Raw genomic sequence first — 14,707 nt, 5'->3', positions numbered from 1 at the left:
ATCTGGGAAAAATCAGCCTGTATAACAAGCAGTTAAAGTATTAACTACATTAAGACAATCTACCAGAATAGCAGGCTGACAAGTTCTGATCAGTAATTCTCCAATATGCGCAATGGATTAAACAAACATTTAAACATTTCAAAATTAGCTATCTATATTTATAATAAAAAATACTTAATTTTGATAAACTAATAACAAAAAGTAATAAATGACACTTCAGCAAATAAAAAGTGCAGTTACATTATCAGAGAAATTAAATTTCACGAGAGCGGCAGAAGAACTAAATATTGTTCAACCGGCTTTAAGCAGGCAAATTAAGCAGTTAGAAGAACAGATTGGGGCTATTCTATTTATAAGAGATAAACGTAATGTAAATCTTACTCCTGCTGGGCTACATTTTATAAAAGAAGTAAAAAAACAACTTGCTCAATTAGAAAGATTAAAAAAGCAAACTGTTAATATTCACAATGGGCATGCCGGAGAGATTAATATAGGGTTTACACATTCTATAATGCAAACAATCTTGCCTGAGGTTCTAAAAAAAATTAATTGTCAAATACCTGGTATAAAAGCAGTTTTAAAAGAAATGAATAACCGTGATCAATATTTGGCATTACAACAAAACGAATTAGATATTGGTTTTGCGACCAACCCGATGGTTCCTTTTAATTTGAAAAGTAAAGTGCTTCGTATTGATAATTTTTTAATATTACTACCCGAAGACCATCCTGTTGATAAACATAATTATACCGATTTTTCTATTTTTTCTAATGAGGAGTTTATATTTCCATCTGTAGCAGATGGTCCAAATTATGTTCATATCCTGGAGTCTATCTGTATTGATGCCGGTTTTGTCCCAAAAATTATTCACGAAACAGATTCTGCAAGTACTAGTTTCAGGCTTGTTGAAGCTGGATTGGGAATTTCTTTCGAACCTGTATCTTCATTACAGGGGCATGAATTTCCTATAAAAATTATTGAATTAAAAGATATAAAACAGAAGGCACAACTCACCATGATGTGGAATCCCGAAAGAGAAACAGAATATCCACTATTATTTGAATTACTTAAAAACTGGAAGGTTAGTTAAATAAAATAGTAAATCAAGTTTGATTTAATTTACCCTTGATAATCATCGTCCCATTCTTTTACATTGGGTTCGCCTAATTTCCCAACTGATTTTGCTACAATCATAGACACAGTAGCATCTCCAGTAACATTAACTGTTGTTCTTAACATGTCTAAAGGTCTGTCTACGGCAAAGATTAACGCTAAACCAATTGGTAATTTGTCCGACGGAAAACCAATTGCTTCTAACACAATAACCAACATTACCATTCCTGCTCCGGGAACAGCTGCCGATCCTATTGAAGCCAACAAAGCAGTTAGTACAATAGTAATTTGATTACCAAAAGTTAATCCTTCTGGCCAAAGCACTTGCATAATAAATACTGAAGCTACTGCCTGATACAAACTGGTACCATCCATATTTATAGTGGCACCAACTGGTAATACGAAACTAGATACTTCTTTATCTACACCAATATGCTCTTCTACTCTTTCCATAGTAACAGGAAGCGTAGCTGCACTAGAACTTGTCGAAAACGCTAATAGTTGTGCAGGGCTGATCTCCTTTAAAAACCATAATGGAGATTTCTTAGTAATAACAGCAACTAATGTACAATAGAACACGATCATTAACGCTAATCCAAATATTACAACACCAACATATTTCAATAATGCTAACAATATATCAGGATCATCAGAAGTAACCACTACATTAGCTAATAATGCAAAAACAGCATATGGAGCTGTAAGCATAATCAAATCAACCATCTTTAACACTACATCATTTAAACTATCAAAGAATTTTTTAAGAGGTTCTGACTGCGCAGGTTTTATTAATAGCATACTAATACCCAAGAAAATCGCAAAGAATATCACCTGCAACATCATTTTATTGTTACTCATTGCTTTAAAAGCATTTTCAGGTACCATATCAACAATAAACTGTAAAGGACCACTTTGTTTTTGCTTACCAGCCTCAGCGATACGCTCAGATATTTTAGCATTACCAGCGTATTCTGTACTTAGTTTTTCTATAGTCTCGGGAGTAATTCCATTTCCTGGTTTAAAAGTATTGACCAGTAGTAAACCAATAGTTATTGCAATCACCGTAGTTAAGATATAAATAACGATGGTTCTTCCTCCTATCAATTTAAATTTAGAAATATCTTTTAGATCAGAGATTCCTTTGATCAAAGAGGCTAAAATTAAGGGAACCGCAATTAGTTTCAACAGATTTACAAATATGGTCCCCAAAGGGGCAATCCAATCTCCTGTAAATCCTTTTCCCCATGAAAGTGTTGTCATTAAAAACCCGAATAATATACCCAATATCATTCCGATCATAATTTTCCAATGCAGTGCAATTTTTTTCATGTGAAGAATTTAATTTTTAAGCCAAAACAGCGACCAATATATAAATTTAAAATAATAAAAGGGGATAGAAATTGCGAAATACGAAATAAAAGGCCAGTTTTTTTAGTATATAAGTGTTTTACAGGCCAGTAATTCTAATTTGTGTCCAAACATTAAAACTACACTATTCTATATTAATTTATTTCTTAATTGTTCTATTCATTAACCAATAGTCGACAAGTACCAAAGCAGCCATAGCCTCTACGATAGGTACTGCTCTGGGGACTACACAAGGGTCATGTCTCCCTTTTCCTTGCATAGTAACAATATTACCTTCTTTATCGATAGTTTCCTGATCCTGCATAATTGTAGCTACTGGCTTAAAAGCTACATTAAAATAGATATCCATTCCATTAGAAATCCCTCCTTGTATACCTCCAGATAGATTCGTTTGTGTAGTACCATCGGTATTAAAAAGATCATTATGCTCACTTCCTTTTAGTTCTGATCCGGCAAAACCACTTCCGTATTCAAATCCTTTAACTGCATTAATAGATAGCATAGCTTTCCCTAATTCGGCATGTAGCTTATCAAAAGCTGGCTCTCCTAATCCCACAGGTGCACCAGAAATAACACAACTTACAATTCCGCCAACGGTATCTCCTTCTTTTCTAATTTGTTTGATGTAGTGTTCCATTTCCGAAGCTAACTTAGGATCCGGGCATCGTACAATATTACTTTCTGTTAGTGATAAATCAAGTTCGGTATGATTTTTTTCTAATTTGATGGAACCAACACCACTCACATAGGCCTGAAATTTTATATCAGACAATACTTGTTTAGCGATTGCTCCTGCTACTACTCTACTTGCTGTTTCACGAGCAGAAGAGCGTCCTCCTCCTCTATAATCTCTAATACCATATTTCTGATCATAGGTATAATCGGCATGAGACGGTCGATAAGAATCTTTAATATGAGAATAATCTTTAGATTTTTGATTTGCATTTTTGATAGCAAAACCTATCGGAGTTCCTGTTGTAACACCTTCAAAAATACCAGAATAAAACTCAACAGTATCTGGTTCTTTACGTTGTGTAACAATAGCCGACTGACCAGGTTTACGGCGATCAAGTTCTTGTTGAATAGCGTCTAAGTCAAGTGTTACACCAGCGGGGCAACCATCAATGACTCCACCAATTGCTACTCCGTGCGATTCTCCAAAAGTAGTAACCTTAAATAGGTTACCAAATGTATTTCCTGCCATGCATACAATTTTTAGCAAATGTAATTTTTAATCTTCAAAAATACAGTAGTATTATGATATAAAAAAGCCAAACTCTAGATTGTTAATCCAAGAATTTGGCTTTTTATTTTTACTATAAAACGAACTAATTATAGTGTTAAGTTAAGCATACTTTAATCTAATCAAACCCTTATTTCTTTGTATTCATTGAAACAAAGATAGTTACGACTTATCCGATACAATACCTAAACCTGACAGTAATATAAAAAATTAATAGTAACAATAATAATCAGGTACTAACACAATATCCCTATCATTTGTTTCTTGTACAGGTCTAAAATTATCTGAATACAGTCTTGTAAAAGCTTTTATTTGATTTCTAGACATTCTAATTTTTCTGGTTAAAACATTCCAATTAACCCCCTCAGAACAAGGTGGGGTTGTTAACGAACCTGAATAGTTGTATCTTGACTTGTTTCTGGGTAAAAGATGTGCTAAATTTATTGGTCGTGTTACTTCTAAAATAGAATTCCCCTCTTTAGGGAAGTTAGAACTTTTCCAGAAACCATTATATCTCCTATTAAACCTTCCTCTTTCAACTAATAAACCCAACACTAAAAGATCTTTATCGTTTTCTGAATTCGTATGAACAAAGTGAATCTCTAAAGGTGAAAATCTACCATCAATAGTATGTTCACTAGATGCATGCACATGAAACTGAGCAAGGTTATAACGGACTCCTTTAAGTTTTACATAACTTCCAGGCTTAGGACTGAACTGGATGGTATGAGTATTATTTAGTACATTTAAAGTAGATTTCTTATAAAAAAAATGTAAGCCATCTCCATCATCAAAATAATCTCCATAACCATTACTAGTTCTACAATTGGATGAAATATCAATTGGAGATTGACTAGCTCCTTCTGCACATAAAACAAAATCTGGTGATAAGTTTCCCCAAAATTCTGGTCCAGTAGCTCCATTATAAGACCATTTTACTGTCGATTTTTTAGCGTTACTATACTCTTCTTTATAATTTGACAAATAACTATTATAGGTTTCATACTCCCAAGGGTATAAATTTTTGCTTTGTTGATTGCTACTATTTTGAAGTTTACTATCTGTTTTTTTCTCTATTTCATCTTTGCTACATGAAGTTAAGAACGAAGAAGCTATAAAAAAAGAAGCATACACAAATAAGCGTGTAATAATTGTGTGATTTTTCATGTTAATTTAAGCTAATGGTTAATATAATCACATCAACGTATTAACTATGCTAATTATTATCAAAATAGTTCTAAGTGGAGGCAAATTAATTAAAGCTTCTAAAATTCTTATTACAAGTTAGAAAAAGAGCAGATTTTTAATATTCTGGTAACAAATCATTTTAATGATTAAATTCAGATAACAATAAACTCATCATTAGATAATTATTAAAAAAACGAATTTATTTAATTTGTGGCATTATTATGTTTATATGAAAAAACGTATTGTAGAGCTTGTTGTAATTTCGGATATCCATCTTGGTACTTATGGCTGTCATGCAAAAGAGCTTCTCAACTACCTAAACAGTATCAAACCAAAAACTCTTATTCTTAATGGTGATATTATAGATATCTGGCAATTTAGAAAACGATATTTTCCAAAATCTCACCTTAAAGTTATCAAAAAGATTATTTCGTTTGCATCAAAAGGAACAGAAGTTATCTATATCACAGGCAATCACGATGAGATGCTTCGCAAGTTTAGTGATGCTCAAATGGGAAATTTTAAATTAGTTGATAAACTCGTTCTAGAATTAGATGGTAAAAAAGCATGGTTCTTTCATGGTGATGTTTTTGATGCCTCAATTCAAAACGCAAAATGGTTAGCTAAATTAGGCAGTTGGGGATATGATATGCTAATTCTTTTTAATCAAGCTATTAATTGGTTTTTGCTACGTATAGGAAAAGAAAAGTTTTCTCTTTCTAAGAAAATCAAAAATAGTGTAAAAAAAGCAGTAAAATATATTAATGATTTTGAAGATGTTGCTGCAGAGTTAGCTGTTAAAAACAAATATAGCTATGTAGTATGTGGTCATATCCATCAACCTCAAATGCGTAAATACGAGGATAAAAACGGGTCCTGCATTTATTTAAATTCTGGAGATTGGATAGAAAATCTAACTTCATTAGAATATCATGATGCAGCATGGAAACTAGTACATTATGAGAATGAATCAATGAAAGCTTATGAAGAATCTGTTGAAGAGATAGAAAGCTTAGAAATTGATCCCGAGACCCTGCAAGCCTCTTTTATGGTAAACGAAGTAATCACATCTCTCAAGAAATTATAATCTGTCTTACTCCCGCTTTACTGTTATTACTTTTTCAATACCCCTGAAAACAGTGACTTTTTCTTAAAAACCTCGCAGCATATTTGTGATGTCCCAATAAAACCTGTTGTTGTTACTCCTAAACTTTTTTATGATATACAAAAGACATGTTTTAATTTTTGCTGTTTTAGTATTGGCTATAAATACTACTCAATCACAAGAGTTTTCTAGACACACCCTAGGGGTTCGACCAGAGTTTCTTATTAGTAATCATGATAATTATAACGATCCTAATATTGCAGGTATTGGTATTTCTTATCAACTTCGTATCAACAGTAAAAATAGATTAGAATTTGATACGGGATTACGCGTTTATGGGAGTGAATTCATACCTACTGTTGGTCTAATGGCTACAGGGATATATCAAAGAGTATTTCCTATTTACAATAATTTTAATTGGTATCTGGGTATTGGCGGAGGAGCATTATTTAATGCTAATTTAGGAATAATAGCTGATGGAGGTATTGAATACAGTCCTAATAAGTCCCCAATACAAATTTCTTTAAATATAAGGCCAGAAATATTTTTTTCTACCGATAATAAAAGTACTGATTCAACATATTTTTATACAGGATTTGGATTAGGGATTCGTTATCAATTCTAATATTTCTCTCTTAAAAATTCTATCTATGCCAAAATGAGGCGTTACACCTCATTTTGTATCTCCTCATCTTTTATTTGATGCCAGCAATTTATATGTATATATAAATATTTTGAAAAATGATATATTAAGTTGTTAGAATCATTGAAATAAAAATCGCAAAACGTATCTTTGACAATACTATATATCTCTTAAAACAATACAAATATGCTTGGTTTAAAACTGGCAACAGATCCACGTTGGGCAGCTCTTGCGGAAACAAATATTGAAGAAATCTTAACAGATCACGCATGGTGCGAACAAAAAGCAGCCACAAATGCCATTACCATAATTACGTTAAATTCTGAACATACTGATTTGGTTACCGATTTATTAACTTTGGCACAAGAAGAATTACAGCACTTTGAAATGGTTCATGAAATTATTAAAAAGCGTGGTTATAAATTGGGTCGAGAACGAAAGGATAGCTATGTAAATGAATTGTTTAAATTTGGTATTACAGGTGGTAGTCGTAAGCAAAGTTTAGTTAATCGGTTATTATTTTCGGCAATGATCGAAGCCAGAAGTTGCGAACGATTTAAGCTTCTTTCAAAAAAAATAAAAGACCCTGAGCTATCAAAATTCTATCACGATTTAATGATTAGTGAAGCTGGTCATTACACCACATTTATTGGTTTTGCACGTAAATACGGAGAAGGTATTGATGTAGATAAACAATGGGAAGATTTATTAAAATTTGAAGGAGAACTTATTCAGAACTATGGCACTTCTGAAACTATACATGGATAACATTTTAGTATAATTTTAAATCCAACATTTACTTGAAATTCCTGGTCTTAAAACCTTATCTATACTAAAGCATTTTTGAGAATACTAATAGGATGTGATGCTTCTCGTTGCGTTCCATCTTTTATTTGATGTCTGCAGCTGGTTCCTACAGCCACAATAATAGTATCCTTAGGTGTTTTTCTAACCGATGGAAATAAGGTCTGCTCCCCTATTTGCATACTAACATCATAATGCTCTTTCTCATATCCAAAAGATCCTGCCATACCACAACACCCTGATGGGATAATCGTAACATTAAAGTTTTTGGGTAAATTTAGAATCGAAAATGTATTGTGTATACCAGATAAAGCTTTTTGATGGCAGTGACCATGTATTTTAATTGTTTTAGTATCTGCGGTAAACAAATCAGCATTTATATTCCCTTTCCCTATCTCTACATGTAAGAATTCATCAATCAAAAAAGTATGTGTTGCCACTGCTGTTGCATTTTCTTTATCGTCAGCCAATCTCAGATACTCATCTCTAAAAGTGAGTATGGCAGAAGGTTCTAATCCAATTAAAGGAGTTTCTGCAGTAATATGACTATTAAACGCTTTAATATTAAGATTTGCCAGAATTTTGGCTTGTTTCAATAATCCTTTTGATATAAAAGTCCGTCCACTTTCTTTATGATCAATTATTTTTACTTTATAATTTAATTTGGTGAGTAGTTCGATAGCATCTATCCCGATTTCAGCATCCAGATGATTCGTAAATTCATCTATAAAAAAGTATACTGTTTTTATAGGTTGCTCTGGTTGTATTCTTTTTATATTTTGCTTACACCAACTTCTTAAGGATTGTTTGCTTAACAAAGGTAAATTTCGTTGTTTGGCAATACCTAAAGTAGATTTTAAAACACTAGATGTTAATGCATTGGAAAAGAAAAAATTTGTTAAACCAGGCGCGATTCTCCCTATAGCATTCAATCTATTATTGTGGGCAAAAAGCTTTGTACGTAACGATACTCCATTTTCTTTTTGATATTGATATTCGAATTCTGCTTTCAGCGCAGCTACATCAACATTAGAAGGACATTCACTAGCACATCCTTTGCAACTTAAACAGAGATCAAAAACTTCTTTTAATTCTCTATTATCAAATTTATTAACCTTCTCACTATTGGTTAAAAATTCTCTTAGTGTATTTGCTCTGCCTCGGGTAGTATCTTTTTCGTTTTTTGTAGCCCGATAACTGGGGCACATGGTTCCTCCTGCTTCTACAGACTTACGGCAATCACCACTACCATTACATTTTTCTGCAGCCCTTAGAATTCCCATCGAATCGGTAAAATCAAAAATAGTATCTATCTCTGGTTCTTTTCTATCTATCTGATATCGTAGTTTTTGATCCATGGGATAGGCATCAATAATCTTACCCGGATTAAAAATAGAATTAGGATCAAATGTACTTTTAATACGTTCTAAAATCTTATAATTACCCTCACCAATCATAAAAGGTATGTATCCAGCCCTTACAATACCATCACCATGCTCACCACTCATAGAACCTTGATATCTCTTTACCAAAGATGCTACATCGTCTGTTATTTTTTTAAACAGGATTACGTCTTTACTTTTTTTCAGATCCAGAATCGGTCGAAGATGAATCTCTCCTGCACCAGCATGTGCATAATACACAGCTTGTTGGTCGTAAGATTTCATTAAATCTGTGAATTCTGATATGTAATCTGCCAAATCAGGAATAGCAACTGCCGTATCTTCTATACAAGCAACTGCTTTTTTATCGCCAACAATATTACCCAACAATCCTAATCCTGCTTTTCTTAACTCTAAAGCCCTATCTATTTCTTCCTTACGTAAAATTGGATTGGCATAGCTTAATTTTGAATCATCAAGAGTTTCTAATAGCTTATCCTTTTGCTGTTCTAAATGATTAGCATCGTTTGCTCTAAGTTCTAGCATGAGGATTGCTTCAGGATCATCGACAATAAAAAAACGATTCTTTAATTGCTCGATATTATTTTTTGTGCAATCCAAAATGGTTTTATCCATCATTTCGCAAGTGAATAGCGAATGTTGCATTACAGGCGCTACTGCTCTCATACAATCATCGATAGTCTTAAAATGCGCCGCAACCATTAAGGTTTCTTCTGGAGGGAGTTCATCTAACTGTAACGTAATTTGTGTTGTAAAAGTTAATGTACCTTCGCTTCCTGTGAGGAGTTTACACATATTAAAATGTGTATTCGCTGTAGAAAACACCTCAGAATCAATCAGTTCATCAATAGCATAACCTGTGTTACGTCTATGAATTTCTCGTTTCGGGAAATGAGTCGTAATTTGTTGTTGAATCTCCTTAGAAGAAAGTTCGGTATAAATCTGGTCGTAGATTTTTCCTTCAAGGGTATCCAAATTTCGTTTCTCCTCAAAATCATTTGATGATATTTCAGAAAAAGTAACCTCACTACCATCAGACAATACTGTTTGTAACTCTAAGACTTTATCTCTTGTAACCCCATATTGAATCGATGTAGTACCACTACTATTATTTCCGACCATTCCTCCAATCATACAACGATTAGATGTCGATGTATTAGGTCCGAAAAACAATCCATACGGTTTCAAAAAACGATTAAGATCATCCCGTATCACTCCTGGTTGAACAGTCACTGTTTTTTTGGTTTTATCAACAGCAATTATTTTAGTAAAATATTTAGAAACATCTACCACAATACCATCTCCCACACATTGTCCTGCAAGCGAAGTTCCTGCTGTTCTGGGAATAATACCAATATCATGTTGAGATGCAAAAGCAACTATTTTTTTTACATCTTGTATTGATTTTGGAAATGCTACTCCCAGGGGAATTCTACGATACACCGAAGCATCTGTAGCATATAAAGCAGTAATTAAAGTATCAAATTGTAGTTGACCTTCTAGCTGGTTTTGTAAAGATGTCAATATACTTTTATCAATCATACGAAATATTCTTTCCTAAAGAATTTAAAGAAACCTGCCTTCTAAAATTGGTATCAAAACAAATAAAACTATCTGTTCCTGCGACACCATCAATCTGATGTACCTGTTCATACAGAATCTTACGTAAATGATGGTTATCAAATGCAAAAATAAGAATGAAAATAGCATAATGACCCGAAACATAATTACATTCTAATATTTCCGGAATTTCTTTTAAACCATCAACTACTTGTTTTGCATATCTAGCTTCTCTTAGACGAATACCAACATAAGATTTCGTTTTAAAACCAATCTGTTTTTCATCTACAACAAACTCGGCTTTCTTTATTACACCACGTTGCTTAAGTTTTTTAATTCTTTGATGCACCAGAGAATTAGAAATTTTTAAATTCTCTGCTATTTGAGAGAAAGGCTTTCTGGCATCTTCACGTATCTGCAATAAAATCTGCTGATCTATATAATCAAAATGATTCATACTCCTAAAAAATTTAAAACACTTACAGTCAAAATTGATAATAAAAACAAAACATTATTCTCAATTTGACACAAAATTTACACAATTGAAACTAAAAACAATATATATACACGCAATAATAGTCAAAAATAATAATTTTGCTTCAAATAAAAACATATTAAGATGGATTTGACTTATTTTTTTGAAGAACTCTGGAAACAATACACTGTAAAAACTCCTTCAGCACAAAAAATTAAATCTTTATTTGAAGCAGAAGGCAATACCGTTTTTAACGATCATATTGCAATACGCACTTTTAATGATCCAAGAGTTAATATTGATATTTTGGCAAAACCTTTTATTGCTATGGGGTATGAACCCAAAGGAGAATACCATTTTAAGGCCAAAAAATTACGTGCAAAACATTTTGAGCACAAAAGTGATGGTAATGCACCAAAAATCTTTATTAGCGAATTGCTTCTTGAAGAATTTTCTGTTGAGCTCAACAGTATTATTCAAAACACTATAAATCAAATAGACCATACAGTTTTACAACAAGAAGATCTTATCCTAAAAGGCAGGGTTTGGGCTAAACCGTCTTTTGAGATTTACAAAAGACTTCTTTCGGTATCAGAATATGCGGCCTGGGTATATGTTAATGGCTTTTGCTCTAATCATTTCACAGTAGATGTTAATAAACTGCAAACATTTAAAAATCTATCCAAGATAAATGAATTCCTCAAAGAGAATGGTTTCAAAATGAATACTTCTGGAGGTGAAATAAAAGGTTCTCCGTCTCAATTATTAGAGCAATCCAGTATTTTGGCTGATGTAGTCGAGGTAGAATTTGAAGAAAACGTTAAAGAAATCACATCCTGTTATTATGAATTTTCATATCGTTACAAAAATAATCAAGATGTTATTTTTAATGGTTTCATTGCTGATTCTGCAGATAAGATTTTTGAGAGTACCGATATGCAGTTACAAAGTAGTTAATTCAATCTTAACAAAGATTTAAGACTTATCCTTACAGAATAGAAGATTTATGACGTTATAGTCGGAAAGTAGGAAATTACTATTTACGATTATGACGAAGAATATATTTTTTATACTTCCTTTTCTATTTCTTTGTGTGGGTAATATACAGTCTCAGGAAATTTCTAAACATACTATTGGTTTACGGCTAAGTGAAGCAAAAGGTTTTTGGGCTGAAGCCTCATATCAAAATGCTTTAAGTTCTAAGACAAGAATAGAGGTAGGACTTGGAGTACAAGGTAAAAGAAGCTACAATGCTCTAAAACTTACAGGGATGTATCAGTGGGTTTTTAATATTAACGGAGGTCTAAACTGGTATATTGGCCCAGGAATTGGAGGTGGATTAGTCGATTTTGATTCTGATATCGTTCGTGACGATGATTTAACCACTTTTGGCTTCGTAACGGGAGATGTTGGTATTGAGTACAATTTTGATTTTCCGCTATTAATCTCTTTAGATTTTAGACCAGAAATATACTTCGATAGTTATACTAATGACGATATCATTTTTAACTTTGGCTTAAGTGCCAGATACAAATTTGATTAATACTCTCAATACACTGGTTTTACAAACAATACGTTAAGATACACTAACCATTTTTATAATAATCAATTAAAACTTTTAAAAATTTAAATCATGAAAAAACTTTTTTTTGTACTATCAATCATTATCTCGGTTTCACAACTGCAAGCTCAAGATATTCCTGAAAACGCTATAGGAATTCGGTTATCAGAAGGAGTTATTGGAGATGAAGGCTTTGGCCCCGAAATTACATACCAACGACAAATGATAAGTGAACATAATAGAATTGATGCCAATTTAGGCTTTAAAACAAATTCTTTTATCTCTACATATCGTGGTGGAGTATTTTTTCATTGGACATATAATATTTGGGATAAACTAAATTGGTTTGCAGGTCCTGGTGTCGGTGCAGGGTATATAGATTTTAAAACTAGATATCTTGGTTTTAATGTTGCAAGCGTAGATAGAGATAGTGAATTTTTTCCGTACATCGGAGCAGATTTTGGAGTTGATTATCGTTTTGATTTCCCGCTTCAGGTAGCATTTAGTATTCGTCCCACATTTGATATCCATGATATCGATCGACCAAACGGGTTTAGAGATGTAGACAATACAGGAGTAAATGTTGGTATTTCTGCCAGATATACATTTTAGACATACTATTTAGAATAAAATAATAACTAAAACACCGTTGTCATTTACATGACAACGGTGTTTTTAATTTTATCAATAAATGATATTATACTGCTGATAAAGCACTCTCATACATTTTTATATATAGCGGGATAATGTTACTTATATCAAATTTCATTGCCTCTTTATATGCATTTTCTTTAAAGGTTTCTAATCTGCCATCATTTTCCAGAATTTTGATCGAATTTTCTGACATATCTTTTACATCTCCTATATCACTCATATAACCAGAAACACCATGGTTATTAACCTCTGGAATCCCTCCTGCATTACTCGATATTACAGGTACCTTATTTACCATCGCTTCTAATGCCGCCAGACCAAAGCTTTCTCGTTCTGATGGAAGTAAAAACAAATCAGAAAAACACAATATCTTATCTATTTCATTACTATTACCAAAGAAAACCACTTTATCTTTTATACCAAGCTCTTTACATCTTTCTTCGGCTGGCTTACGTTCTGGGCCTTCCCCAACCATTAATAACTTTGCAGGCATCTTTTTTTGAATATTATAAAAAATATCTACAACATCAGTGATACGTTTTACAGCTCTAAAATTACTAATATGAGTAACTATACGTTCTTCTGGAGTTGCCATGAGTTCTCGCTGGCAATCTGTAAAACTGGTTTTTCTCTGACTTGCATCAATAAAATTAGGGACTACCTCAATATCATTTTTGATATCAAACAGACGTAATGTGTCGTCTTTAAGGCTTTGAGATACAGAAGTAACCATATCACTTTTATTGATACTAAATGTTACTGCCGGTTTATAAAAAGGATGGTTTCCTACCAGGGTAATATCGGTACCATGCAATGTAGTTACCATTGGCACATAAATTCCTTCTTCTTCAAGCATTTTTTTTGCCATATATCCCGCATATGCATGCGGAATTGCATAATGAACATGAAGCACATCAATTTTATACTTTTTAATCGTATCAACTAATTTACTAGATAATGCCAATTCGTATGGTTGATAATGAAAAAGAGGGTATGTAGGTACGTTTACTTCATGAAAATGAATATTCGGATTCAACAGATTTAGCCTAACAGGCTGTTTATAGGTAATAAAATGTACTTCGTGGTTTAGTTTTGCCAAAGCAATTCCTAATTCTGTGGCTACCACTCCACTACCTCCAAAGGTAGGATAACAGACTATAGCAATTTTCATTCAAATAATTTTTCTTGTGGTACAAGGTACAAGAAAATTGATATTGGATATTGTTAAAAGAGTTGTAAAAAAAAGCAGATCATAAGCCGGATTCTGTTTCCCGATACATCGAGATCCTTATCATTTATCTAGACTAATAATTACTTACCAGTTCAAACCGCCTACCCTCCAACATTGGGCGCACAACCCTCAAAAGCTGGTTTACATGGCGTTGCACCGCATAGAGTTTACCTGGTTTCACTACAGCATTACCTGTACATACTTTCTGCTGCACTTGTCCTCGCCTCACGACGGACGGGCGTTACCCGCTATACTGTGCTATGGTGTCCGGACTTTCCTCTCCCGAATAATCGAGAGCGATAAGGTGATCTGCTTTGTGCAAAAGTATTATAATTCTGAACTTAGAATTCAGAATTCAG

The 14,707-nt window shown here is 33.0% G+C and carries 13 protein-coding genes and 1 other RNA gene; 7 read left to right on the top strand and 7 right to left on the bottom strand.

Going from position 1 to position 14,707, the window contains the following annotated elements; genetic code table 11:
• The first annotated feature begins 208 nt into the window (after positions 1–208).
• Positions 209–1,090: a LysR family transcriptional regulator gene (locus tag DK441_RS23880; protein ID WP_109853069.1), complete on the top strand. Its 882-nt coding sequence runs from the start codon at positions 209–211 to the stop codon at positions 1,088–1,090.
• Between the two features lie 29 nt (positions 1,091–1,119).
• Here the strand turns inward: DK441_RS23880 and DK441_RS23875 are convergent, their stop codons facing one another.
• The 3 genes from DK441_RS23875 to DK441_RS23865 all read right to left on the bottom strand — a co-directional run bounded on the left by DK441_RS23875 (position 1,120) and on the right by DK441_RS23865 (position 4,891).
• Positions 1,120–2,442, bottom strand: a complete 1,323-nt coding sequence (locus DK441_RS23875; RefSeq protein ID WP_109853068.1) for a dicarboxylate/amino acid:cation symporter — start codon at positions 2,440–2,442, stop codon at positions 1,120–1,122.
• Between the two features lie 178 nt (positions 2,443–2,620).
• The gene (gene aroC / locus DK441_RS23870) at positions 2,621–3,685 is read right to left on the bottom strand and encodes a chorismate synthase (RefSeq protein WP_109853067.1); all 1,065 of its coding nucleotides are present in this window, start codon (positions 3,683–3,685) and stop codon (positions 2,621–2,623) included.
• A gap of 249 nt (positions 3,686–3,934) precedes the next feature.
• Positions 3,935–4,891 (bottom strand): carbonic anhydrase, encoded by a 957-nt coding sequence (locus tag DK441_RS23865; protein ID WP_109853066.1) that lies wholly within the window; start codon positions 4,889–4,891, stop codon positions 3,935–3,937.
• A gap of 250 nt (positions 4,892–5,141) precedes the next feature.
• On the opposite strand from DK441_RS23865, the gene DK441_RS23860 reads away from it, so the two are divergent.
• The 3 genes from DK441_RS23860 (at position 5,142) to DK441_RS23850 (ending at position 7,428) form a co-directional block, all read left to right on the top strand.
• Entirely contained in the window at positions 5,142–5,999 is an 858-nt protein-coding gene (locus DK441_RS23860) for a UDP-2,3-diacylglucosamine diphosphatase (protein ID WP_109853065.1), read from the top strand.
• Positions 6,000–6,129: 130 nt separating this feature from the next.
• Positions 6,130–6,642: a hypothetical protein gene (locus tag DK441_RS23855; RefSeq protein ID WP_109853064.1), complete on the top strand. Its 513-nt coding sequence runs from the start codon at positions 6,130–6,132 to the stop codon at positions 6,640–6,642.
• Between the two features lie 204 nt (positions 6,643–6,846).
• The gene (locus DK441_RS23850) at positions 6,847–7,428 is read left to right on the top strand and encodes a tRNA-(ms[2]io[6]A)-hydroxylase (protein WP_109853063.1); all 582 of its coding nucleotides are present in this window, start codon (positions 6,847–6,849) and stop codon (positions 7,426–7,428) included.
• Positions 7,429–7,487: 59 nt separating this feature from the next.
• Here DK441_RS23850 and DK441_RS23845 read toward each other — a convergent pair whose 3' ends face one another.
• Together DK441_RS23845 and DK441_RS23840 are read right to left on the bottom strand one after the other, a co-directional pair.
• Positions 7,488–10,409 carry an FAD-binding and (Fe-S)-binding domain-containing protein gene (locus tag DK441_RS23845; protein WP_109853062.1) on the bottom strand — a complete coding sequence of 974 codons (2,922 nt, stop codon included), beginning with the start codon at positions 10,407–10,409 and terminating at the stop codon, positions 7,488–7,490.
• Entirely contained in the window at positions 10,402–10,884 is a 483-nt protein-coding gene (locus DK441_RS23840; protein WP_051475984.1) for an Lrp/AsnC family transcriptional regulator, read from the bottom strand. Before DK441_RS23840 ends, DK441_RS23845 begins: the two co-directional genes overlap by 8 nt.
• A gap of 162 nt (positions 10,885–11,046) precedes the next feature.
• Here DK441_RS23840 and DK441_RS23835 point away from each other — a divergent pair, with 162 nt between their 5' ends.
• From DK441_RS23835 to DK441_RS23825, 3 genes are all read left to right on the top strand, one after another.
• On the top strand, positions 11,047–11,859 hold the full coding sequence (locus DK441_RS23835; RefSeq protein ID WP_109853061.1) for a DUF1338 domain-containing protein: 813 nt from the start codon (positions 11,047–11,049) through the stop codon (positions 11,857–11,859).
• 91 nt (positions 11,860–11,950) lie between these two features.
• Entirely contained in the window at positions 11,951–12,445 is a 495-nt protein-coding gene (locus DK441_RS23830) for an outer membrane beta-barrel protein (protein WP_109853060.1), read from the top strand.
• Positions 12,446–12,535: 90 nt separating this feature from the next.
• A complete protein-coding gene (locus DK441_RS23825; protein ID WP_109853059.1) occupies positions 12,536–13,075 on the top strand; it encodes a hypothetical protein in 540 nt (179 codons plus the stop codon).
• Positions 13,076–13,160: 85 nt separating this feature from the next.
• On the opposite strand, the gene bshA is transcribed toward DK441_RS23825, so the two are convergent.
• Positions 13,161–14,288, bottom strand: a complete 1,128-nt coding sequence (bshA, locus tag DK441_RS23820; protein ID WP_109853058.1) for an N-acetyl-alpha-D-glucosaminyl L-malate synthase BshA — start codon at positions 14,286–14,288, stop codon at positions 13,161–13,163.
• A gap of 67 nt (positions 14,289–14,355) precedes the next feature.
• Positions 14,356–14,664: RNase P RNA component class A (rnpB, locus tag DK441_RS23815), an RNA gene on the bottom strand.
• Positions 14,665–14,707: the final 43 nt, after the last annotated feature.

Source organism: Aquimarina sp. AU58 (genome assembly GCF_900312745.1).
Classification (GTDB): Bacteria; Bacteroidota; Bacteroidia; order Flavobacteriales; family Flavobacteriaceae; genus Aquimarina; species Aquimarina spinulae.
This window is presented reverse-complemented; position numbering and strand designations above follow the sequence as displayed.